The organism is Salinimicrobium maris, assembly GCF_049680855.1.
GTDB lineage: Bacteria > Bacteroidota > Bacteroidia > Flavobacteriales > Flavobacteriaceae > Salinimicrobium.
Genome location: NZ_JBMPGS010000002.1, coordinates 109,040 through 134,712, shown reverse-complemented (window position 1 = coordinate 134,712; position 25,673 = coordinate 109,040). Strand labels below are relative to the sequence as shown.

Sequence of the window (25,673 nt, the reverse complement as noted above, 5' to 3'; positions counted from 1 at the left end):
GCTTATTTGTTACAGCACAAAAACATCTAATAATTATTGTGCAGCGTTTGAAGAAGTACTCATAAATCCCCGGAAGTTGCTATCTTGGCTTTAATTCTTTTAAAATCACGTTTAGTTATGGATAAATATTTTGGTGTTTCCACCGGGCCATTGTTGGCCGTTTTCTTATCGGCCGTTGCAATTTATTGCGCCGTTATTCTTTTTACGCGAATTGCCGGCAAGCGCAGCTTCTCTAAAATGTCCAGTTTTGATTTTGCCATGACCATAGCCATTGGATCTATCATTGGCAGTACCCTTCTCCTGGCTTCTGTAAAACTTATGACAGGAATTGTTGGTCTTGCATCGGTTTACCTGCTACAGCAATTAGTAGCATATTTTAGGCGTTTTCCACTTTTTCAAGACCTGGTAGAAAATAAGCCCTACTTATTAATGAAAGGTTCCGAGGTACTGGAAGAGAATTTGAAGAAGTCAAGAGTGACTCGCGGTGATCTAAGGGCTAAACTAAGGGAAGCTAATGTCACCAATCTTTCGCAGGTGAAGGCCGTGGTCTTTGAAACTACCGGTGATATCTCTGTTTTACACGGGCAGGAAGATCAGGAAGTTGAGGAGTGGCTGTTGAAGGATGTTGGGGAATGAAAGCCTGCACTGCTCTACCCTAATTTTGCCGTTTTCAAAAATCATCTTAAAAAATGGCATTTTTAAGGAGTTATTTTTTTTCACCTTTTAAGATTTTATTTAGATTTACAACTGTTATTTAGGTCCCGGTTCTCCCCTACACACCATTCGGACTTATGGAAAGCGCCTATTTCATTACCTAACCAGGAGCTTTCAACACATTTTATAATTTAACTATATTTCTTAATATGAAAAAAAATCCATGCCTTTTCCTGGCAATTTTGCTGATTTTCTCTGGCAGTTGCTCAAAAGATGATAACCCCGAAGAAAGTCTCATCCTGGAAAGCAATGAGGAGGTTCTTTATTTTGGAGATAAACATCAAATCCAGGCTACTTCAGAAACTCCTGTCACCTACTCTTCCAATGATGAATACCACGCAGAAGTTTCAGCCGACGGACTCATTACTGCCAGGTTTGTTGGACAAACAACCATTGAGCTTACCAATGAGGATGAGACTAAAGAAATTGCTGTGACCATAGAGCCCAGAAGCACACTTTACCCCGACCCCAACCTCGAATTCGGGATTTCCCAGAAAGAATTAATTGCAGAATGGGGAACGCCAGATGTGGAAGTGGAAGAAGGTATTGCTTACTCCAATTTTTCAACCGCTGCACCTTTGGTCATGTATCTTTTCAATGAAAATAATGAAATGGAAAGTCTTGCCGTCATGGTAGAAACCTCCTACAGTAAAGAACTGGGCACCTATTTAGCGGAACGTTATTTTCCTGCCGACCCGGAGAACCTCTTGTTCATAAACGACTTAGAAGATTCAAAAACTACCATGCTCGTAGGTGCAGAATTGTATGACCAGAATCACTGGATGGTTATTTACCTTCCTTTTTCTGCCACAAAAAAGACTCCTGGATCCAGCCACAAAACTACAGCCGCAAAAATGGATGAGTTCTATAAGCATATTAAAAGCCAATCCAAACACTAGCAATTTACCACGGCTTAGAATCGCCCACAAATAAACTACTGAAACAAATAACATTATGATCTGGTTTAGAATTAAAGCATTAGAAAAACTTTTAATAGAAGGAAAGGTGTCTGACAAGCTCGCCTTCTATTATCTACTTACCCATTTAATATTCCTGACAGTCGCAGGATATATCTCTGATGATTACGGACCTCGCTGGGTATTACTGCTTCATTTCATGATAAGCCTTATGGCGGTCATCTGGGGAGTTCGAAAAACATATAAGATCAATGAGGAAGGAGACAACCAGGATTACCTGAAACGCTTTCTTTCCCTTTCTTTTGTCGCGGGTATTCGTATGCTGCTGCTTATCATTATAATTTCTGTACCACTTGCCGTGGCCCGGATGTTAGCAGATACATATCATATTCACCTCTTTAATTCTACCCAGGAGCACTTGTTGCTCCTTTTTGCCTATCTCTTTTACAATGTACTGTATTACCACATCCTGCTCAGGTCGTTCAAACGTATAAATGCTGCCGATGGTCGTATTGGGCAACCGGTGGAAGTAGTTTAGCTGAAAAGAGTCCTGATGATTCTTATAACATGAAAGAAATGAAAAACCTGATGTTATCCCATGAAATATAAAGGGATAAAGATTTAGAAAAGATAATTTATAAGCTGTTAGCAACAAGCGATCACAAAACTTGACCAATGATTGAAAAAATTCATATCCGAAAAACAGCAACTTTCGATGAAGAAGGGATAGAAATTAATGATTTAAAAAAAATCAATTTCATTTACGGAGCAAATGGTAGTGGTAAAACAACAATTTCAAATTTTATATTTGATCCAGAATCTGGAAACTATGGAAATTGCAATTTAGAGTGGCATCAAGAAGATTCATTAAAGACACTTGTTTATAATAAAAATTTTAGAGATAGAAATTTCGGAAAAGATAAGATTCCTGGAGTATTCACGCTTGGTCAAGCTACAAAAGAGGAAGCGGAACTAATTGAAAAGAAAAGAGAGAAACTATCAAACATCAAAGAAGAAGGTGTTCAGAAAAAAAATACTCTTCAGAAACAAAGAGATCTAAAACAAAATCTTGATGAATTATTTAGAGATGATGTTTGGGAAACAATATTTAAAGAAAATAAAAGCACCTTTAAAGAAGCATTTAAGGGTGTTATGCAAAAGAAAACAGATTTTTTAAAAAGATTATTAGAAGAGTTTGAGGTAAATGATTCACCCTTAAAAACATTTGAAGATCTAAAGAAGAGAGCTACTACCCTATTTAATGAAGAACCACAAAGAATTCAGGAATTCCCAGCATTGGAATTTGTCAGAATAAAAGAGATAGAAAACAATGAAATCTGGAAGAAAAAAATAGTAGGTAAATCTGATGTTGAAATCGCTAATCTTATTCAGCGTTTAGAAATAAACGATTGGGTAAATGAAGGGAGAAATTATATTTCTGATGATACTTGTCCATTTTGTCAAAAACAAACAATAACCGAGTCATTTAAAGATCAACTAGAAAAATACTTTGATGAGACTTTTCTAACAGATACTAATACTGTCAAAGAACTTAAGGAGGAATACTTTGGGTTAATTTCAAACTTGATAAACCTACTTAATCAAATTGAAGAAAACGAAAAGGAGAACAAAACGAATAAATTGCCAGTTGAAAATTTTTCCGCTCAACTCAAAACTTTAAGTAGCCAATTTTTAAGGAATAACGAACTAATTGAAAAGAAAATTAAGGAGCCTAGTAGAGCAATCAGCTTAACATTAAACCTAAAACAGCTCGAGGCAATTTTTAATTTGATTCAAGAAGCTAACAAAGAAATTAAGGCTCATAATTCTATTGTAGAGAACTATTCTAAAGAATATTCAATCTTAGTTAAAGAGATCTGGAAATATTTAATTGAAGAAAATAAATCAAAGATTTCAAAGTATGTAAGTAAAAGCAAAGGTTTACAAAAAGGTATTGACAATATTTATTCTCAAGCAAAAAAAATCGGTGATGATTACACAAAATTAGATGGAGAGATAAAAAAGTTAACAAAAAATCTTACCAGTGTTCAACCTTCTGTGGATGAAATAAATAAAACTTTAGAATCTTTTGGTTTTCAAAACTTTAAAATTGTTCCTTCAAAATCAGCTCCGAATCACTACCAGATTGAAAGGAAAAATGGGGAACTTGCGGAATCTACATTGAGCGAAGGGGAAGTTACTTTTATAACTTTCTTATATTTTCTACAACTGGCCAAAGGAAGTACAAAGGAAACGGATATTACCAATGATAGGATTTTAATAATTGATGATCCAATTTCCAGTTTAGATAGCAACATCTTATTTATTGTTAGTACCTTAATTAAGGAAATAATTAAAAGTATAAAACAAAATGGGGGGAACGTAAGGCAATTAATTCTTCTAACTCACAATGTTTATTTCCATAAAGAAGCATCATTTATTGATGGCCGCACTAAAGAATGCCAAGACACTCATTTTTGGATTCTACGTAAAATCGAAAATACCTCTACCCTACAAAATTTTAAAAAAAATAATCCAGTTCGAAATTCTTATGAACTACTGTGGACTGAATTAAAAGAAAAAGATCACAATTCTAGTGTTACAATTCAAAACACAATGAGAAGAATTATTGAAAACTACTTTAAAATTCTAGGTAAATATGGAGATGATCAAATAATAAATGAATTTAAAAATCCTCAGGAAAGGGAAATTTGTAGATCACTAATTTCGTGGATAAATGAGGGTTCACATACTATTCCCGATGATCTATTTGTAGAATTACAAGACACCACAACAGAGCAATATTTTAAAGTTTTTAAACAGGTTTTTAAAAATACTGGACACATAAATCATCATGATATGATGATGCGGTAATCGCCAGTAACTAACATCGGGTATAGCAAATAGCGGGTATTGCCAAAAAGTGTCATCTTAGAAACCAAAAAAGAAAAATTTCCAAGTCGTAAATTTCATCTATAATTCAAAAACACTCCCAAACAAACCATGAAAAAAATCTGAATTACATCAATTTTAGTCCTTTTTGTAGTTTATGAAGGCTTTAGCCAGGATGCTATAGATTCAGAAACACAACGAACAGTAATACAGAACGGGATCGGCCTGGGAAGTGTCATTGCCGGGGTAACTTCCTGGGAAAGGAATAAATCTGTCTTGCTGGCAACGATCCACGCTTTTTTCAGCTGGTTATACGTGATCTATTTTGTGCTCACCAGGAAAAAAGGGGAAAGAAAGTAGATTCTCTTCCGGCAGACAAATTTTACATTTTCTTTACCGCTTTCTCCTTTTTCTTCCCGCTAATTATATCTATTTTCAAAAAGACGGCGCATTTAAGGCATTTCTTGATATTGGTCATATTTATGTTGCCTCAATGCGCGTAATTTTGCAAAGGCTATTTTACGGCTCTGGTGATCGAGCTGTGATCTTAGCATAAAAAGTTTCTATTTAAAAGAACTTTTAAAACCTGTAAAGAGCCTTATTTTTGAATAAGAAATCAAAACTATGAACAAAGGAATCTACATTGCCACCCTTGAACCGCACAGCGGAAAATCCCTCATTTCTCTTGGCCTTATGCGCACCTTACTGGGAAAAACAGTAAAAGTGGGATATTTTAGGCCCATCATCCGCGATTCAAAGAACGGAGAGAAAGACAATCACCTGGAAACCGTACTCAAACATTTTGACCTGGAATTGCCTTATGAAGACAGTTTTGCCTACAAACGCAGCGAAGTAATTCAAAAACGGAATGAAGGTAAAACCGGGGAGATCATAGATACCATCATCAGGAAATACAAAAAACTGGAAGATACCTATGATTTTGTACTGGTGGAAGGAAGTGATTTTTCGGGCGAGGGAAGTGTTTTTGAATTTGATGAAAACGTGTTGATCGCCAAGAACCTGGGAGTTCCTGTGATCATCGTGGCCAGTGGGGAAGGTAAAACCAAGGAGGCGCTTATGGGCAGCCTTCAAATGGCTTACCAGACTTTTGTAAACAAGGATGTGCGGGTAATGGCCATGGTGAGCAATAAGATCCAGCTGGAAAACCTGCCGGTTGCCACCAGCGGAATGCGCGAATTTCTTCCGGATGAAGTTGCCGTTTTTGCCATTCCTATGATGGACACGCTTCGCAATCCAACCATCAAGGAAATTGTAGAGGTCCTGGACGGAAAAGTGCTTTTTGGAGCAGAATTTCTTGATAATCAGTCCGGGCACTTTGGCGTAGGCGCCATGCAGCTTCGTAATTATCTGAACCACCTCAAAAATGAAAGCCTCGTGATCACTCCGGGTGATCGGGCAGACATTATCCTCGGTGCCTTGCAGGCCAATATTTCGAGTAACTACCCGCGTATTTCGGGAATCGTATTAACCGGCGGCTTGATCCCCGAAGAATCCATTATTAAACTTATTGAAGGGCTGTCACAGATCGTCCCGATCATTTCTGTTGAAGAAGGCACTTTTTCGGTTACCAATAAAATTGGTTCCATAAAGTCGAATATTTATGCAGACAGTATTCAAAAAATAGAGACTTCTATTTCCACTTTTGAAAGGTATATTTCCATAGATCCTTTAATTGAAAGGTTCATCAATTTCGAACCCAGCGGAATAACTCCGCGTATGTTCCAGTACAGCTTGGTGAAAAGAGCGCAACAAGCGAAGAAACACATTGTCCTGCCCGAGGGTACAGATGATCGTATTCTTACCGCTGCATCGCGATTGCTCGCTATGGATCTCGTAGATCTTACTCTCCTGGGAGATGAAGAAACCATAAAGAAGAAGGTAATGGCGCTGGCCTTACCAATGGACTGGGATAAAATTAATGTTATCAATCCAACGACTTCCGATTATTTTGACGATTACGTGGAGACTTTTTATGAACTCAGAAAACATAAGAACGTGAATCACGATATCGCGAGAGATCTTATGAGCGATGTTTCCTATTTTGGAACTATGATGATCCATAAAGGTCATGCCGACGGAATGGTCTCGGGAGCAGTCCATACCACCCAGCATACCATTCGTCCTTCCCTTCAGTTCATTAAAACCAAGCCGGGAGTATCTGTAGTTTCTTCGGTGTTCTTCATGTGCCTTGAAGACAGGGTTTCTGTTTTTGGCGATTGCGCCATTAACCCGAATCCGACTGCGGAAGAACTCGCGGAAATTTGTATCTCTTCAGCAGAAAGCAGCCGCGCCTTTGGTATCGAACCTAAGGTTGCAATGCTCTCCTACTCTTCCGGCAGCTCCGGAAAAGGAGAAGATGTGGATCGCGTGCGGGAAGCTACTGAAATTGTACGAAGACTGAAGCCGAACCTTAAGATTGAAGGCCCAATCCAGTATGATGCTGCGGTAGATCTTTCTGTTGGAAAAACAAAACTACCGAATTCCGAAGTGGCCGGGCAGGCGAATGTGCTCATTTTCCCCGATCTCAACACCGGGAATAACACTTATAAGGCGGTGCAAAGGGAAACCGGTGCTTTGGCTATTGGCCCAATGCTCCAGGGCTTGAACAAACCTGTGAATGACCTAAGCCGTGGCTGTACTGTAGATGACGTCTTCAACACCGTAATATTAACCGCAATTCAGGCACAAGGGATTTAAAAAGTATAATGTATACTGTAAACCTGTATTTCAATAAAAAGAACAGTTTACGGCGATACACTATACAATATTCAATCTAAAAAAGGTCTCATAACTCAAATTTAATATCTCATATCTAGCACAATGAAAAACATACTTGTTATAAACTCCGGAAGCTCTTCCCTTAAATTTCAATTAATACAAATGCCCAATGAAGAAGTCCTGGCATCGGGGCTTGTGGAGCGAATAGGATTAGAATCAGGAATGGTGCATTACAAATCTGGAGCGCACAGCACGTCCAAAGAAATGCAGGTCAAAGATCATGCTGTAGCTTTGAAGGAAGTGACTAAATTGTTAATGGATGAAGAAAAGGGAGTGATCAAAAACGCCCATGAAATTCCTGCGATAGGACATCGTGTGGTGCATGGAGGCGACGCATTTTCAGATACAATTGTCATTGACGATAAAGTAAAGGAGAGCATCAAAAGCCTTTTTTCACTGGCTCCGCTTCACAATCCGCCAAACCTGAAAGGAATTGAAGTTGCTGAAGAAGTTTTCCCGCAGGCAACCCAGGTAGCGGTTTTTGATACAGCATTTCACCAAACTATTCCCTTAGAGGCAAAAAAATATGCAATACCTAATGAGTTTTATGACAAGCACAAGATCCAGGTCTATGGATTTCACGGTACCAGTCATAAATACGTTTCAAAGAAAGCTTTAGAACAGCTTCAGAAGGAAAACTCAAAGATCGTAAGCATACATTTAGGGAATGGTTGTAGTATGGCAGCTATCCAAAATGGCAAAAGCATCGATCATTCCCTGGGTTTTGCTCCCGTCAACGGACTCATCATGGGAACCCGGAGTGGAGATATTGATCAGTCGGTAATTTTTTACATGATCGAGCAGTTGGGCTATTCGGCTAAAGAAGTGAGTGATATTTTACACCATAACAGCGGAATGTATGGTCTTACAGGCTACAGCGACCTTCGCGATATAGAAAAAGAAGCTGAAAACGGTAACCGCGAATGCCAGCTTGCACTTAAAATGAACGCTTACCGCATCAAAAAATATATTGGCGCCTATGCCGCGATCATGAACGGACTTGATGCACTCATTTTCACCGCCGGAATTGGTGAAAACAGTGACGTGGTTCGGGAAATGGTTTGTACAGACCTAGAATATCTGGGTGTGGAGTTAAACCAGGAAGAAAATAAAATTCGTGCAAAACATCAAAGGTTGATAAGTAAAGAAAGTTCTAAAGTGAAAATTTTTGTTATCCCCACAAATGAAGAACTGGAGATCGCCCAACAGGTTTTTTCTTTAACGGAAAGGAATTAAGGCTGGAAATACCTTTTTTGGTAAGGCTGACTGGAAAATCCTTACAGGATAACGTCATTCTGAATTTATTTCAGAATCCTAGCGATTGAAAAATTGCAATTACAAGAACCTGAAACAAGTTCAGGTTGATGTGGATAAAAGGGTTTCCCAGGCAGCTTTGATTTATTTTTTATCTCATCTGAGCATCCAAAAATGCCAGTTCCAATTCCGTTTTTCTTCTGAACATTTGAATGGAAAACTTCTCCAAAATGCCATTTTGAACACTTCAGTATCAAGTGTCTTTAGATGTTGACTCCGGCAACCTTCCATAGACTTCATTCAGTTCTTTTAGCTCCGGTATCTGCTCCGTCGGGATTTGACCTGGCTTTGCTCGCCAGCTCCAGTTATTTTTGGTGGTGCCGGGCGTATTCATGATCCCTTCTTCCCCCAAACCTATAAGATCCTGTAGGGGCACAATTGCCAGTTTTGCAACCGATGCCAGTGCCATGCGGTGCAACACCTTATGCACATTTTTTACTGTTACACGTTGCGCCGTATAATCCTTCAGATGTTTTTTCTCAATTCTGGAAGCCTTTTTGAACCAGCCAACACTGGTATTGTTATCATGTGTTCCTGAATAAACCACAGAATTGGCTTCATGGTTGAAAGGCAGGTAAGGATTATCCCTGCGATCTTCACCAAAGGCAAAATGCAGCACCTTCATCCCGGGAAATCTAAATTTTTCCAGCAGTTTGTACACGGGCTTGTCTAAAGAACCAAGATCTTCTGCAATTAATGGCATTTTTGGATACTCTCTTTTTAGCAGAATAAAGAATTTGTTTCCTGGTGATTTTACCCATTTACCATTTATAGCGGTCTTCTCTCCTGCCGGGACTTCCCAATAAGCCGCAAAAGCCCTGAAATGATCCAGCCGTACGAGATCAAACAACAGTAAATTCTGATGAATTCTCTTTACCCACCAGTCAAAGTCATTCGCTTCCATTTCCTTCCAGTTGTACACCGGAGTACCCCATAGTTGGCCAGTTTCACTAAAATAATCTGGCGGCACACCCGAAACATGTGTGGGCATTTTCTTCTCGTCCAGCTTAAAATATTCGGCGTTTGCCCAGCAGTCGGCACTGTCGTGGTTCACATAAAACGGAATATCTCCAAAAAGCTTTACCTTCTTTTTATGAGCATAATCCATCAGTGATTTCCATTGCGAGAAGAACAAAAACTGAATGAATTGCTCTTTTTCAATATCTTCAGCCAGTTCTTTTCGAACTTTCTTTAAAGCAGTTTTCTTACGGTCCCTGAATTCCGTGGGCCAGGAAAACCAGGCTTCACTCTTGTACTTCTTCCGAAGTGCTTTATACAGACTAAAATTGTCTAGCCAGGAAGCATGTTCTTTGCAGAAAGCTTTGAAATTGGTATTACTTTTCTTCTTTTTGAAGCTCTTATAGGCTGCGGAAAAAAGTTCCTCTTTATATTCCTGTACTGCTGAAAAATGTACTTTTTCCTCACTGATATTTTTAGGCTTCGGAAAATCCTCCAGATCAACATATCCGTCTTTTTCAAGGAGTTCCGGACTTATAAGCAGCGGATTCCCGGCAAAAGCTGAGAAACTACTGTACGGGGAATGGCTGTAAGCTTCATCTGTAGGATTCAAAGGCAGCAATTGCCAGTAATGATGACCCGATGCTGCCAAAAAATCAACGAATTCATAGGCCGCCGAACCTACATCTCCAATCCCGAATGCTGACGGCAAAGAAGTGATGTGTAAGAGAATTCCGCTGCTTCTTTTTAAATCCATTAAATATCTTGTTTTAAAAGGGCAACAGGAAAGATTGAAAAGAGTTCTTTCAGCTCAATTTTTCCCTGTACATGAATCTTTTCTTTGGAAAAGATGTTTATCAATTTAGATGGTGCTCCATTTGGTAAGGCAACAAATGTGTCCTTAAGCATATTGGCATCAGGAATTAAATTGCCTTCAGGCTGAAAAAGAGCAGTTACCAGTACCGGCACTACGACAATGCACCACTCATGCTCAATTCTTCGGGCAAAAGCGATGAAGTTATCAGCAGCTTCTCCAGAAATTTCCAGAGGCAGGTATTCCCCGTTTTCAAACAACTTCTTTTGATTTTTCCTGAAGTTCAACGTCCTGAAAAGGCTATACATTTTCACTTTTCCGTTCTTGTAATTCAGGTTGAATTCCTGAAGTTCTTTTTGAAGATTTGCATCTTCCATAGAACGAAAATCTGTAATATATTCTTTTCTCAGATCGTAGTCCACCGGCCTGCGGTTATCTGGATCTACATAACTCAGGTCCCAGAACTCGGTTCCCTGGTAAACATCAGGAATGCCCGGTACGGTCAACTTAATAAGCGTTTGCCCCAGGGATTTTAGCACCCCGTAATGCGCTACTTTCTTCTGAAAAGGATCAAAAGATTTCCTGAATTCTTCATCTTTTAAAATAGCCTCAATGAATTGAAAAACACCTTCTTCATAATCTTCATTGGGACTTGCCCAGTTAGAATGTACTTTGGCTTCCCGAAGCACTTTTTGAAGATAATCTTTCGTCCTGGTTTCAAATGTTTCATCGCACTCCTGGTCAAACGGCATTGCACCAATAAGCGTCTGGTAAATGAAGTAGGTCTCATTTGGACTTGGAATGTTTTTTTCTTTCCGAAGCTTTTCAGAAATGTTGTTCCATTCTTCTATTTTTGAGAACCATTCCTCGGGAATTTCACTTAACACATTCAGTCGCATACGTGCATCTTCGCCACGTTTAGTATCATGCGTAGCCGTAGCGTTTAAAGCATGTGGAAAATGCTCTTTCCGTTGCAACATCTTGTCGTGGAAACCATCAATCGAAATTCCGAAGTTTTCGGGAGAATCACCCACCTCGTTGTGGGAAACCAGCCGGTTAAAAATGTAAAAACTGGTATCTTCCACTCCTTTGGCAGCCAACGGACCAGTAAATTGCTGGCAACGATGTAAAAACCTGAACATTTTCTCCTGATCTTTATCAGCTTCGCCTAAAAAGATCTTTTTCAAGGTTTCTAAAGCGTCTTTCTCACTAGATTTAAAATTTACCGCACGCTGGAAAGCCTGTTCTAAAACGGCTTTTTGAGACTCCGTAAGCGGAAACTTTTCAGGATAAATGCGGTAGACAGGAAAAGCAGCTAAAAAGATGCTCAGGTTCTTTTTCCACTTTTCTTCATCATTTTCTCCGGATGGTATGAGTTGAGAATCCTTTAACAGTAGCCATAAGTTATGAAGCTCCCCTCCCATTCTATTCTTTAGAATAAAAAGCTTTTTCTCAAAAACAAGTGCTTCATAATCAATAAGCTCGGGAGTTATTTCTTTATATGAACTCGTAAAGACATCCTTACTAGCCGCTTTGGTGAACAAATGATTAACTTCTGCCAGGAAATCGTATCCGCTGGTTCCCTGTACCGGCCAGTTTAAAGGCAATTTTTCATCCCGTTCCAGGATCTTTTCCACAACAACGTAAAAATCGTCTCCTACGGCTTCACGCAGTTTTTCAGTATAATCCTTAGGGTTAAGCAAACCATCAATGTGATCGATCCTTAAACCGTCAATTAAGTTATTTTTTACCAGCTCCAGGATAAAATGATGGTAAGTGTCAAAAACTTCAGGATCTTCCATCCTAAGACAAATGAGATCATTGATGGTAAAAAACCGTCGGTAATTGATTTCCTGTTCGGTTTCTTTCCAGTGTACGGGCTTAAAGAACTGAAGCTCGAGAACTCCCCGAATCTTTTCTTCGGAATCGTTTAGTTCTCTTAGTGCCTCCCGAATCTTATTTTCCATCACCGGATGGTCTTTTACTTCCCGATAAAAACCTGTTTTTAGATCTTTCCACTGCATGTCATTGCCTGAAAATTCCCGGAATTTTTCTTTCCAGCCATTCAAATCCATCTTCTCTAAGATTTTTGAATATGAACGTGCGCTGGCAGGGTAACTGTGGTCATAATAATTTATGGAAAAACCTTCCCCGTCAAAATTTAGCTTCAACTCTTTATTTTTGAAGACCTCCTCAAGCGGATTTCCCAAAAAAGGCGCCATTACTTTTTCCCAGCCCTTGTAATTCCAGTCTATGTCAAAAAAGTTGTAGTAACGGGAATCGGGTCCAAGTTCGAAGATATCCCGCAGCCAGGGATTCGTCCCGTCGTAAGCCATGTGATTGGGAACAATATCCTGCAACCAGGTCATGCTTTTCTTTTTTAGGAGCTCGCCCAGCAGCCTGAAATTTTCTAAAGTGCCAATTTCACGGTTAATCTGGTACGGATCTGTAACGTCATAGCCGTGGGTACTTCCTTCCCTTGCCTGAAATAAAGGTGCAGAATAGATGGTTGAAACGCCCAACACCTCCAGATAATCTACGATCTTCCGAAGTTCCTCAAGAGGGAACTCCGGCGAAAGTTGAATTCTGTAAGTCGAATTTGGTATTTTCATATAGCAACCAAGTTAAGTTTTTCTTCAAGTTCTCTGAATTCACTAACCCATTCTCCTGCATCTTCATCACCACTCTCGCTTTTCTTTTCAATTTGCGGCAACACCTCTTCTCTTAGGTCATATACCACATTTTGCGCCTGCCAGCGATTGGGTTTCACAGGGCTTTCATCCAGTAGGTTTAGAAAAGCATTCACACACTTAAGAATGTCCAGTTCTTCGGGATTTTCTTTCAACTGGTCCATAAGATCATTTAGCTTTTGATCGCTTAAATAATTTAATGTGACCACATCAAGATCCACATCTATAAGCTCTGCAGATTTTAACTGTCTTTCAAACTTGGTTAAATTGAATTCTTTTTCTTTAAGCAAATTGATAAGACGTGTATTCACAACGGTGCTCACAGGATGTTTTAGTCTGTCTGGTGCCTGCATGTCTATTTCCTTGTAAGCCTGCAGCAAAGGATATGAATTTTCATACAATATTTGCATGGCTCCTTCCGCATTTTTAAAGGCATTATCCATCACGAGTTCCATGATATTTCGCTGCTCATCTCTGAACAAATGCCAGAAGGAGTAGTTGTGATTTCCGAAGTAATCGTCCATTATATTAAAGACCTCGTAAATATTTCCTTTTTTGAAGAGATCGGCGACATGCGTGTGCAGATCTTCCAGGGCTTCTGTACCCATGAATTCCCTTACACCGCCAAATAAATGACGGTCCCCAAGATGCAGGACGGCATAAGAAATATCCACTTTTTCCCAGGTAATATCTGAGCGGAATTCTGTGCGGCCAACAACGAGTTTTTGTTTTCCTGCTTCATAGAAATATTTGGACTTTACCACAGCACTAAAATTGTACAGGCTTACTTCTTCAGGAAATTCTTCAAACATAGAAGAAACCGCGTAATGCGCCCCTATCCGAAGCATATCCAGCGCCATGGGCTTTACAAATTTGTTATACGCGCTCAACACATTTCCATGCTCGGGAATATTACTTGGAATCTTTTCCAGCCATTTCACGAATTCAGGTTCATATTTGTTGCCGCTCACCTCTTCTGCCAGTTGAATGGCTCTTGTGGCGTAGAATACGTCCTGCATGGATTCAATACCGGTAACTTCATCAAAGAACCAGCCACAACTCGTATACATCAACATGCTGTGATATTGCATTTCCTGCAGTTTAAGCATCTTGATCTTTTCTTCTTCTGAAATCTCTTTTTTAAAGTTTTCCTCCACAAAAGCAGCAACATTTTCTTCACTGCGATCAAGCACAACCTGGATGTATTTGTTACGCACTTCCCATGGCTCGTCACTGTAATTCTTCATTTCTTTTTCATAAAGATTTATCAGCTCTTCGCGAACCCAGTCAAATGTTTCGCGCAGCGGTTTTCTCCATTTCTGATCCCAACCTTCGTTCCCACCGGTATTGCAACCGCAGTCGCTGCGCCATCTTTCCACACCGTGGTAACAGCTCCAGGAAGTATCTTCAATAATCTCCGCTTCGTATTCCGGCGGATGTTTTTCTAAAAATTCACCGTACACGGTAAGTTTCACATCTTCACTTTCCTCGATGTTGTGCAGGCAGTAAGAAAGCGCCATTTCCCCCAGTTCGTGGTGGTGCCCGTAACTTTCACCATCTGTTGCGATGTGCATTAACTGCACTTCCTCATCATCTGTGATTTGACCTTTAAGCCTATCTGCAAAACGTTCTCCATTATCTAGTAAACCTTCAAAGGCAACTCCCTGTGAAGCAGGCCCGTCATAAAAGAAAAGAGTGATTTCATTTCCAGAGGGAAGCTTACATAAATATGGCTTTTTTGGATCTACTTTTGCATCTGTCGCGTCTTCCCATTCGGTGCTACCTATTTTTCTGACTCTCTTTGCCTGGTATGGTGAAAGTATGGTGAATTTAATTCCATGCTTTGCCAGCATTTCGAGGGAGCTGGTGTTTGCGGCTGTTTCTCCCATCCACATGCCTTCAGGAAACCTGCCAAATCTTGACTGGAAATCTTCAATTCCCCAAATCACCTGCGTTTCCTGGTCTCTTTCATTAGCCAATGGCATGATGAGGTGATTGTAAGCCTGTGCCAGCGCAGACCCGTGTCCTGAAAACCGCTCCTGGCTTTCTTTGTCGGCATCAAGAATTGCCTGATACGATTCCGGCGCCTCTGTTTTCATCCATGCCAGTAAGGTAGGCCCCATATTGAAGCTCATACGTGCATAATTGTTGATGATCTCCTCTATTTTGCCTTCAGAATTAAGAATCCTGCTGGCAGAATTCCGCCGATAACATTCTGCATTGATCCTGTGGTTCCAGTCATGGTAAGGATATGCCGAATCCTGAATTTCAACTTTATTAAGCCACGGATTCTCGCGCGGCGGCTGATAAAAGTGCCCATGGACACATATATACTTGTCTTTCATTGTTTTATTATTAGTTTATTCCGGGAGCAAAAATGTCTTTAAAAGATATACTTTAATTCAGAAGTAAGCCCATGTCGGCTTTAACTTTCACAAATAATTATAGATGAGGCAGGAACAGTAAGGATTTTGTCTCCGGGGATTTGCTTCGGAAATTGTTCTTTACCACTCCATTTTTTATCTCCGGAAGCAATTATTAATTTCCAGTTTTCAGGTTTTGCAGGCATTTTCACTTTTTGAGCATCTTCACTAAAGTTAAAGAGTGCAAAAAGTTTTCCTGCGATTACTTTAACCACATCGCGATCCATAAACGCTTCGGTTACTATTTTTTCATTTCTGAAATCCTGGAATTTTCCGGCCTTCCGAAGCTTGATAAGCTCCTTATAATATTCAAAAATGGCATTTTTCTGATTATTTTTTTGAAAGTCCCAGTTTAGCTTGGAGCGTTGAAAAGTTTCTTCGGACTGCGGATCTGGAAATTCCCCGCTGTGCTCCAGAAAATATTTGAATTCCCTTTTTCGCCCTTCCTGCACTGCTTTGACTAGTTCTGGATCGCCATGACTCACAAAATACTGAAACGGTTGATCTTCAGAAAATTCCTCTCCCATAAAAAGCATGGGAGTGAATGGGGACATTAAAAGTATGCCTGCGGCCAGTTTTTGCTGTTCAAAGGAAACGAGTTCCGAAAACCTGTCTCCTAAAGGCCTGTTACCAACCTGATCATGATTTTGAATACATACTACAAACTTAGAAGGATCTATTCCGGAGGGATCATTTCCTATTGTTCGCTTTCGGAAGTCGGAATATTTTCCATCGTACACAAATGCCTGCCGAAAAGATTTTGCCAAGATCTCAGCTGATCCAAAATCTGCATAATATCCATCTTTTTCGCCTGTAAGTAGCGTATGCAGCGAATGGTGAAAATCATCTACCCATTGACCTTCCAGCCCAAAACCCCCTTTTTCGTAGGTATTTATAATCTTGGTATCATTGAGGTCGCTTTCGGCAATTAGAGCATACTTCCTCCCTGTCTTTGCTTCAAGTTCATCAGTTGCAAGGCTAAGGTCCTTTAAGAAATGTGTTGCTCCTAGATCTATTATTTCGTGAATGGCATCTAAACGCAGTCCGTCGAAATGAAACTCTTCCATCCACATCAGAGCATTCTGAATAAAGAAATTCCTAACCTCATCGGCATGATGATCGTCGAAATTTATAGCTTTTCCCCAGGGAGTTTCATATCTGGTGGTAAAATAAGGACCATATTCAGAAAGGTAATTCCCTTCTGGCCCCATATGGTTATAAACGGCATCCAATAATACGGCAAAACCTTTTTGATGACAGGCATCTATCATTTTCTTTAAGCCGGCTGCACCGCCGTAGCTGTGTTGTGCAGCATAAGGATACACTCCATCATACCCCCAGTTCCTATTGCCCGGGAACTGAGAAACAGGCATAATTTCCAGAGTGTTTATACCTAACTCCTTTAAATGGTCTAGCTTCTCAATGACTGCTTCAAAAGTGCCTTTTTGAGTAAACGTCCCTACGTGGAGTTCGTAGATGATCATTTCACAAAGAGGAATTCCTGTCCAGCTGTCATCCTGCCATTGGTAAGAACCTGCATCAACCACGGCAGACCATCCATGGACACCTTCAGGTTGTGAACGGGAAGCAGGATCTGGCAGCTCTATTTGAGAATTTATTCGAAACCTGTATAGATCACCGGGATGAATACCATCCACCTCCTTTACCCAGTAACCATCTTCAACTTTCTCCATCAAGACCGGTTCCTGCCCCTTTTGCAGCACCACTTCCATCTCTTCTGCTTCGGGTGCCCAGACTGTAAATCTACAAGCCTTTTTAGGTGTGTATTCTGCTCCAACTTTTCTTCCCATAATCTATCAATTAACACTTCACCAAATCTAAGAAGGTTTCGCAAAGATGAAAGCGTGCTTTCAAGGTTTAGTATTTTTTTAACTGCTGATCTTTACTGACTTGTCTAAATTTAAGTACTTTATGTTAGATGGGGCCAGGCGCCTCGCAAATAGCTGTAACATCAACCACTTAAAAAAGCTAATTAATGAACTGGGAAGGTCATAAAAGAGTAAGTATAGATAACGTATCGCCCCAAATAGATTGCGGGCATTATCCTATAAAAAGAATTGTAAATGAAAATGTAAATGTAGAAGCCGATATTTTTGCAGATGGCCATGATAAAGTAGATGCGGTACTGTTATATCGCCAGAAAAGGAAGGGCCGCGGAAGAGAAAAAAAATGGCAGGAAACCCGAATGCATTTCATAGAAAATGATCATTGGGAAGGCTCTTTTAAAGTAAATGAAAAAGGAGACTATGAATACACCATCGAGGCCTGGGTAGATCATTTTGCCACATGGCAATACGGGCTCAAAAAGAAGTACGATGATCACCAGCCGCTGAAGACGGAATTGCTTATTGGCGCACAAATGATGGAAGAAGCATTAAGCCGCGCCTCCGCGCCCGATAAAAAGAAGTTAAAAAACTGGATCGAATTGCTTCGGAAAGATGAAAATGAAGACGAAGCTGTAGCGGAAGCCTTGAGCGACCGAGCCACAGAAATCATGTATGCTGCCCGTGATAGGGAAAAAGCACAAAGATACAGTAGAACCTTGCCTTTAAGAGTAGAGCGAAAAAGGGCACTTTTTAGTGCCTGGTATGAATTCTTCCCAAGATCTACTTCACCAAATGAAGGAGAACATGGCAGCTTCATAACAAGTGAAGCTATTCTTCCGGAAATCTCAGAAATGGGGTTTGATGTAATATATCTTCCTCCAATACATCCCATTGGGCAGGCACACAGGAAAGGAGTAAATAATGCTACCCAGGCTAAACCGGGAGATCCAGGTTCACCATGGGCCATTGGTTCAGAAGAGGGAGGACATAAGGCGATTCACCCACAGTTGGGATCTATGGAGGATTTCCAGAGTCTTGTGAACCGAGCAAAAGAACTAAACATGGAAATCGCCATTGATTTTGCCATTCAATGTTCACCAGACCACCCTTATGTAAAAGAACATCCTCAATGGTTCAAATGGCGACCTGATGGAACCGTACAATATGCTGAAAACCCGCCAAAAAAATATCAGGATGTGCTACCTGTAAACTTTGAAACCGAGGATTGGGAAAACCTTTGGAAGGAATTAAAAAGTATCCTGGATTACTGGATAGATAAAGGAGTGAAAATTTTTCGCGTCGATAATCCGCACACGAAATCCTTTATTTTCTGGGAATGGGCCATTGGAGAAATCAATAAGGAGCACGATGACATCATTTTTCTGGCTGAAGCTTTTACAAGACCGCGAGTAATGGAAAAACTTGCAAAAGTGGGCTTTAACCAGTCATATACTTACTTTACCTGGAGAAACTCCAAAGAAGAATTCATCGAGTACCTTAATCAACTGACAAAAACAGAGATGCGGGAATATTACAGGCCAAACTTTTGGCCCAACACACCTGATATTTTACCTGTTTCACTGGAAAATAAGCAAGAACCCTCATTTTTGATACGTACAATTCTGGCTGCAACCCTATCCTCCAGCTGGGGAATGTACGGGCCGCTGTTTGAATTTGGCTTAAATGAGGCTTATCCTGGAAAAGAAGAATATACACGTTCAGAAAAATACGAGATCAAGCACTGGGACTGGTCCAAAAAAACCAGGATTAAGGAAATGATCACGCAAATCAACCAGATTAGAAAAGAGAACACGGCCTTGCAATCTACCTGGAACATTGAGTTTTGCGAAACCGACAATGATCAGCTAATAGCTTATACTAAAGTAGACCAGGATGAAGAGAATAAGCTGCTAATCGTAGTGAATCTCGATGCGCAATACAGCCAGTCCGGGTGGGTAAAGGTTCCGCTTCAGCATCTAAAACTGGAAGAAAATCAGCCTTTCGAAGTACATGACCTATTAGCCAATAGCCGTTATACCTGGCAGAACGAGTGGAATTATGTAGCCCTTCATCCTAATTCCATGCCGGCACATATTTTCAGAATTGAACGAATAAAAGCGTAAAAATCAACTTAAATTAAGCTATGACCAATCCTTTACATATAGATGATAATGTACACTGGTACAAAGATGCCATTATCTACGAACTACATATTAAAGCTTTTTATGACAGCAACGGCGACGGAATAGGCGATTTCCAGGGACTGCTAGAAAAACTTGATTACCTTGAAGATCTTGGAGTGACTGCCATCTGGCTATTGCCATTTTACCCTTCTCCGCTTCGCGATGACGGTTATGATATAGCAGATTATTATTCTATTAATCCGTCGTATGGAGATATAAAAATCTTCAAAAAATTGATTCAGGAAGCGCACAATCGGGGCTTAAGAATTATTACGGAGCTGGTAATTAATCATACTTCAGACCAGCACCCCTGGTTTCAGAAAGCTCGCCGCGCTCCTGAAGGTTCCAAATACCGAGACTATTACGTATGGACAGATGATCCCAACAAATACAAAGATGCCCGAATCATTTTTACCGATACCGAGCCTTCTAACTGGACCTGGGATCCTGAAGCAAAAGCCTATTTTTGGCACCGCTTCTTTGCACATCAGCCAGATTTAAATTTTGACAATCCCGAGGTGCAACAGGAAGTTTTTAAAATGCTGGACTTCTGGTGTAAAATGGGAGTTGATGGCTTCAGGCTTGATGCAGTTCCCTATCTTTTTGAAAGAGATAATACAAATTGCGAGAACCTGCCTCAGACACATGAATTTCTTAAAAAACTTCGGGCGCATATAGACGAACATTTTGACAATAAACTTCTTTTGGCCGAAGCAAATATGTGGCCTGAAGATTCCGCAGCCTACTTTGGTGATGGAGACGAATGCCATATGAACTACCATTTTCCAATAATGCCGAGGATGTTCATGGCGGTGAAAATGGAGGATCGTTATCCAATTATCGACATCATCGACCAGACGCCAGATATTCCGGAATCCTGCCAGTGGGGAATTTTTCTCAGAAACCACGATGAGTTAACACTGGAAATGGTGACAGATGAGGAGCGGGATTACATGTATAAAGTTTATACCAAAGATCCGCAGGCAAAGATCAATGTGGGAATTCGTCACCGGTTGGCTCCTCTGTTAGAAAACAACAGGAACAAGATCGAGCTGATGAATGTCCTGCTCTTCTCCCTTCCTGGTACTCCCATTATCTATTATGGAGATGAAATTGGAATGGGAGATAACTTCTACCTTGGGGATCGTGACGGAGTAAGAACTCCAATGCAATGGTCTGCCGACAGGAACGCCGGATTCTCAAAGGCCAATCCGCACAAATTATATTTACCTGTGATCATTGATCCCGAGTACAAATATGAATCGATCAATGTTGAATCTCAGCAAATGAATTCCTCCTCTCTACTTTGGTGGATGAAAAGGATCATAAGCATGAGGAAGAAATTTAAAGCATTTGGGCGCGGAGACATAAAATTTCTTTCCCCTTCAAATGCAAAAGTCATTGCCTATACAAGAACATATGAGGACGAAGAAATCCTCGTTCTGGGAAACCTATCACGTTTTCCACAGGCTGCAGAGCTGGAACTGGAAGATTATGAAGGCTACACGCCCGTAGAGGTGTTCAGCCATAACAAATTTCCGAAAGTTACAGAAAACCCTTACCTATTTACAATGGCACCACATGGCTACTATTGGTTTCTCTTAGAAAAGGAAAAGGGTCGCGAAGAAGGAAAAACCTACAGTCAAATGCTGAAAGTAGACCAATGGGAACAGCTATTTGGTAATAAGATGAAAAACAGACTGGAAAGCAAAATTCTTCCCGGTTACCTGAACACCTGCAGGTGGTTTGGCGGAAAATCCAGAGTGATCCAGAACATTACAATTAAAGATATTATTGATATCCCGGTAACCAATCTTCACTCTACTCTTGTTTTGGTAGAAGTGAATTACAATGATGGTCTGCCTGAAGTTTATCAATTACCGCTGTCCTTCATTTCAAATGAGCACGAAGAAGATGTCAAAGAAATTCCTAATAAAGCAATTATAGCGAACCTTCAGCTGGGCGATGAAAAAGGAATCCTGTTCGACTCTGTGTACGATGAAGATTTCCGAAATACCGTATTCAGCAATATCCGCCAAAACAGAACCGTTGAAAATGGCAGTGGAGAACTGAATTTTTATCACAGTGAATCTGAAAATGACCTTGGCACAGGCGAGATTCAATCCAAGATCCTGAATGCAGAACAGAGCAACACTTCGGTTATTTACGATAACAAATTTTTTCTGAAACTTTACAGGAAACTGGATAACACTATCAACCCCGATTTAGAGATTTCCCGCTACCTTTCAGAAAAAACAGAATACAAAAATGCACCCCGGTTTGCAGGTGCCATTGAATATAATTTAGGACCCAAAAATTCTATTGTTCTGGGAATGATGCAGGATCTGGTTCCCAACCAGGGAGATGCCTGGGATTACACAAAAGATTCACTGGAGCGGTTTTTTGAGAATGTAATGACCCGACCTAAAGGGGTGGAGTTTGAACCCAATACGGGAGAAGTCACACTCTCCATGAATTACGATGACATATCTGAATCCATGAAGGAACTTTTAGGTGTCATATTTCCTGAAAGAATCTCCTTGCTGGGCCAAAGAACAGCTGAAATGCATTCTGCACTGGCCGCGCATCCTGAAGAAAAAGACTTTGAACCCGAAGCTTTCTCCTTACACTATCAACGGTCCCTCTATTCTTCTTTGCAATCTTTAACAAGAAATTCTTTTCAGAATTTACAGAAGAATTTGAAGAATCTGCCCGAAGAAATCAAAAAGGAGGCAAAGGAAGTGCTGGATATGAAAAGTGAAGTTCTTAAGGTCTTCAAAAGGGTATATGACCATAAGATTCCCACAATGAAAATCAGGACGCATGGAGATTACCATTTAGGACAGGTCCTTTGGACAGGTCGGGATTTTGTAATCATTGATTTTGAAGGCGAACCCGCGAGAGCATTTAGTGAAAGAAGATTAAAACGCTCGCCGTTACGCGATGTAGCGGGAATGGTTCGATCCTTTCATTATGCAGCCTACAGTAGCATTATGGAACCCGAGTTCGCTCAGCAAAGAAAAGAAGGACACCTGGAACAATGGGCAGAATCATGGTATTACCATATTACAAGGTTATACCTGCAGGGATACTTTGAGAAAGTAGGTGAAGGGAATTTTATTCCGCCAGATCATGAAGATTTCAAGATCTTAATGGAAACTTTCCTGCTTGAAAAGGCAGTATACGAACTGAATTATGAACTAAACAACCGTCCCGACTGGGTGATCATTCCGTTGCGGGGCATAAAAACTATTATAGGGAGGTATAAAAATGGCTAAAAAAGAAGATAACAAAACCACAGATAAAACGAAGAAAACTACAGCAACAGGAACTAAAGGCAAGGCTGCTTCAAAAAAAACAACAACACCTAAGGAATCTGGTGAGGTAAAAGGACCCGGTATTGCTGAAAAAAGGCAGAATTCAAGTACGACTGCCATGGAAAAGGGAGCTTCTAAAGTGAATCAGCCTGCAAAAGGACGTTTTGAGGATACAGATAAATCTAAAAAAACTACCGGGAAGTCTGCAAAAGCTGAAGGTGGAAAAACAAAAGCGTCAACGCCTAAAAAGGCCGTTCCGAAGAAAACTTCTGCAACTGCTAAAAAAAACACTGCAGCTAAAAAAGCCGCAAAGTTTAAAGATCCTGTAATCGATGAACAAGTTGCAGATAAAGCGGCACCGGCTTCAAAGCAAACTTCCGCTACTAGAAAAACATCTTCAGAAGAGAAGAAAAAACCCGTTGCTAAAAAAGCTACAAAAAGTAGTACGACTGCTGCAAAATCTAAAAAATCCAGCACTAAAGCTACTTCTGAAGGTAAGACCCCTGCAAAGAAAATGTCCCGTCGAAAAATGGACAAGGATATTAGCGCCGAAGAAAAAGCAAAGAAGCCGAACACTTCTACTACAGAAGATTTAACGGCATCTGCAAAAAAGAAAGCCAAAGATTTTGCAGACCAGGTGCTACCTGAAGAAAAGGACAGAGAACAAATTCAGGAAATGGCAAAATCTATTCTGCCAGACCAGGAAACAATAAAGGATACAGCTAAAAAAATAGCAAAAAGTATTGCCCCCGACCCAGATATGGTGGATAAAGCCGTAGATAAAGTGCTCCCGGAAGAAAAAGAAAAAGCTAAAGAGAAAGTGAAAAAAACTTCCAAAAAAGCTACTTCAGGCACCACTTCTAAAAAGGATAAAGAAAAATCTTCCCGTGGAAAGCCCGTTGAAGCGACTTTGCTAACCGAATTTGATATTCATTTATTCAGGGAGGGAAAGCATTTCCATCTTTATGAAAAACTGGGTTCTCATCTTATGGAATATATGGGAACCGAAGGTGTTTATTTTGCACTTTGGGCACCAAATGCGAAGCATGTTTCGGTTATCGGGAATTTTAATCAATGGGACAAGCAGGCGCACCCAATGAAACCACGACAGGACAACTCCGGAATTTGGGAAGCTTTTATCCCGGATGCGAAAAAGGGGAGTTTGTACAAATATTTTATCCAGTCAACCAACGGTTACGAAGTCGAAAAAGGCGATCCATATGCATTTATGTGGGAAACCCCACCGCAAACAGCTTCTGTAGTCTGGGATTTGGAAAATACCTGGAAAGACAAGAAGTGGATGCAGGAGCGTAAGAAAAAAATGAAAGAACCGCAACCGGTTTCTGTTTATGAACTTCATGTAGGTTCCTGGAAAAGGGTGCCTGAGGAAGAAATGCGTTCGCTGTCGTACCGCGAACTGGCAGAAGAATTACCCGCTTATCTAAAGGAAATGGGCTTCACGCACGTCGAATTCATGCCCGTGATGGAGCACCCGTTCTTTGGTTCCTGGGGGTACCAGGTAACTGGATATTTTGCCCCTTCCAGCCGATTTGGAACTCCGCAAGACTTTATGTATCTCATTGAGTCGCTTCACGAAGCGGGAATAGGTGTGATCCTGGATTGGGTTCCCTCCCATTTTCCTTCAGATATGCACGGATTACATTATTTCGACGGGACCTTCTTATATGAACATGCCGATCCAAGGAAAGGCTTTCATCCCGACTGGCAAAGTTATATTTTCAACTACGGAAGAAATGAAGTGCGTTCCTTCCTTATTAGTAACGCTGTTTACTGGCTCGACAAATTCCATGCAGACGGTTTACGTGTAGATGCCGTAGCATCTATGCTTTACCTCGATTACTCCAGAAAAGAAGGAGAATGGGAACCAAATGAACACGGCGGAAATGAAAATCTTGAAGCAATTAGCTTCCTGAAGGAATTCAATGAAGTGGTTTATTCTGAATTTCCTGATATTATGACCATTGCGGAAGAATCTACTGCATGGCCTATGGTCTCTAAACCTACTTATATGGGCGGCTTAGGCTTCGGAATGAAATGGATGATGGGCTGGATGCACGATACACTGGAATATTTTCAGAAAGATCCAATTCACCGCAAGCATCACCAGAATACCATCACCTTTAGTACTACTTATGCATTTACCGAGAACTTTATGCTTCCACTATCCCATGATGAGGTAGTATATGGTAAACAGGCTATCTTTAATAAGATGCCGGGCGATGACTGGAACAAATTTGCAAACCTTAGAAGTTTATACTCCTACATGTACGCGCACCCCGGTACAAAGCTGTTATTTATGGGCGCAGAGTTTGCCCAAACCACCGAGTGGAACCATGATTCCAGTCTTGACTGGCACAAGACTAATGAAGCGCCCCATCAACAGGTACAGGAAACACTGAAAAAACTGAATAAAATTTATTCTTCTGAACCGGCTTTTTACGAAAAAGCATTTGATTCCGAAGGGTTTGAATGGATTGATATTAATGATTCCGAAAGTAGTGTTATAAGCTTTATTCGAAAAGGAAACAATCCTGATGATACCATCCTGGTGGTTTGTAACCTCACTCCTGTTCCTCGCGAGAATTACCGTATAGGTGTTCCTTCGGAAGGAACCTGGACGGAAATTTTCAATAGTGATGATGAGCAATTTGGCGGGAGCAATGTAAAAAATGCCGAAGGTGTTGAAGCAGAACCACTTCAAACACATCATAAGAATCATTCGGTGTCGCTTACTTTGCCGCCCATGGGAGTAGTATATTTGAAGAAAAAATAATAGTCCTTCCTG

General features: G+C 40.5%; 13 protein-coding genes. 9 read left to right on the top strand and 4 right to left on the bottom strand.

Annotated features, from left to right (window positions below; genetic code table 11):
* Nucleotides 1–117 precede the first annotated feature (117 nt).
* The 6 genes from ACOV1Q_RS06160 (at nt 118) to ACOV1Q_RS06135 (ending at nt 8,558) form a co-directional block, all read left to right on the top strand.
* Nucleotides 118–636, top strand: a complete 519-nt coding sequence (locus ACOV1Q_RS06160) for a DUF421 domain-containing protein (RefSeq protein WP_424493516.1) — start codon at nt 118–120, stop codon at nt 634–636.
* A gap of 227 nt (nt 637–863) precedes the next feature.
* Complete coding sequence (locus ACOV1Q_RS06155; protein ID WP_424493515.1) at nt 864–1,613, top strand: Ig-like domain-containing protein; 750 nt, start codon at nt 864–866, stop codon at nt 1,611–1,613.
* Nucleotides 1,614–1,668: 55 nt separating this feature from the next.
* Nucleotides 1,669–2,169, top strand: coding sequence for a hypothetical protein (locus tag ACOV1Q_RS06150; RefSeq protein WP_424493514.1), 501 nt, complete (start codon nt 1,669–1,671; stop codon nt 2,167–2,169).
* A 137-nt stretch (nt 2,170–2,306) separates the two neighbouring features.
* Nucleotides 2,307–4,505 (top strand): AAA family ATPase, encoded by a 2,199-nt coding sequence (locus ACOV1Q_RS06145; protein ID WP_424493513.1) that lies wholly within the window; start codon nt 2,307–2,309, stop codon nt 4,503–4,505.
* Between the two features lie 642 nt (nt 4,506–5,147).
* Entirely contained in the window at nt 5,148–7,241 is a 2,094-nt protein-coding gene (gene pta / locus ACOV1Q_RS06140; RefSeq protein WP_424493512.1) for a phosphate acetyltransferase, read from the top strand.
* A 123-nt stretch (nt 7,242–7,364) separates the two neighbouring features.
* Nucleotides 7,365–8,558 carry an acetate/propionate family kinase gene (locus ACOV1Q_RS06135; RefSeq protein ID WP_424493511.1) on the top strand — a complete coding sequence of 398 codons (1,194 nt, stop codon included), beginning with the start codon at nt 7,365–7,367 and terminating at the stop codon, nt 8,556–8,558.
* Between the two features lie 271 nt (nt 8,559–8,829).
* Here the strand turns inward: ACOV1Q_RS06135 and malQ are convergent, their stop codons facing one another.
* The 4 genes from malQ to treZ form a co-directional block, all read right to left on the bottom strand.
* Entirely contained in the window at nt 8,830–10,350 is a 1,521-nt protein-coding gene (gene malQ, locus ACOV1Q_RS06130) for a 4-alpha-glucanotransferase (RefSeq protein ID WP_424493510.1), read from the bottom strand.
* Complete coding sequence (gene treY / locus ACOV1Q_RS06125; RefSeq protein WP_424493509.1) at nt 10,350–13,019, bottom strand: malto-oligosyltrehalose synthase; 2,670 nt, start codon at nt 13,017–13,019, stop codon at nt 10,350–10,352. Before treY ends, malQ begins: the two co-directional genes overlap by 1 nt.
* Nucleotides 13,016–15,442: a DUF3536 domain-containing protein gene (locus ACOV1Q_RS06120; protein ID WP_424493508.1), complete on the bottom strand. Its 2,427-nt coding sequence runs from the start codon at nt 15,440–15,442 to the stop codon at nt 13,016–13,018. The genes treY and ACOV1Q_RS06120 overlap by 4 nt, the downstream gene beginning before the upstream one ends.
* 80 nt (nt 15,443–15,522) lie before the next feature.
* Nucleotides 15,523–17,331, bottom strand: coding sequence for a malto-oligosyltrehalose trehalohydrolase (treZ, locus tag ACOV1Q_RS06115; protein ID WP_424493507.1), 1,809 nt, complete (start codon nt 17,329–17,331; stop codon nt 15,523–15,525).
* A gap of 185 nt (nt 17,332–17,516) precedes the next feature.
* Between treZ and ACOV1Q_RS06110 the strand changes: the two genes are divergently transcribed.
* From ACOV1Q_RS06110 to glgB, 3 genes are read left to right on the top strand one after another with little or no spacing between them, the layout of a single operon-like run.
* Nucleotides 17,517–19,490, top strand: coding sequence for an alpha-1,4-glucan--maltose-1-phosphate maltosyltransferase (locus ACOV1Q_RS06110; RefSeq protein WP_424493506.1), 1,974 nt, complete (start codon nt 17,517–17,519; stop codon nt 19,488–19,490).
* A gap of 20 nt (nt 19,491–19,510) precedes the next feature.
* The gene (gene treS, locus ACOV1Q_RS06105; RefSeq protein WP_424493505.1) at nt 19,511–22,828 is read left to right on the top strand and encodes a maltose alpha-D-glucosyltransferase; all 3,318 of its coding nucleotides are present in this window, start codon (nt 19,511–19,513) and stop codon (nt 22,826–22,828) included.
* Entirely contained in the window at nt 22,821–25,661 is a 2,841-nt protein-coding gene (glgB, locus tag ACOV1Q_RS06100) for a 1,4-alpha-glucan branching protein GlgB (RefSeq protein WP_424493504.1), read from the top strand. The genes treS and glgB overlap by 8 nt, the downstream gene beginning before the upstream one ends.
* The last annotated feature ends 12 nt before the right edge of the window (nt 25,662–25,673 follow it).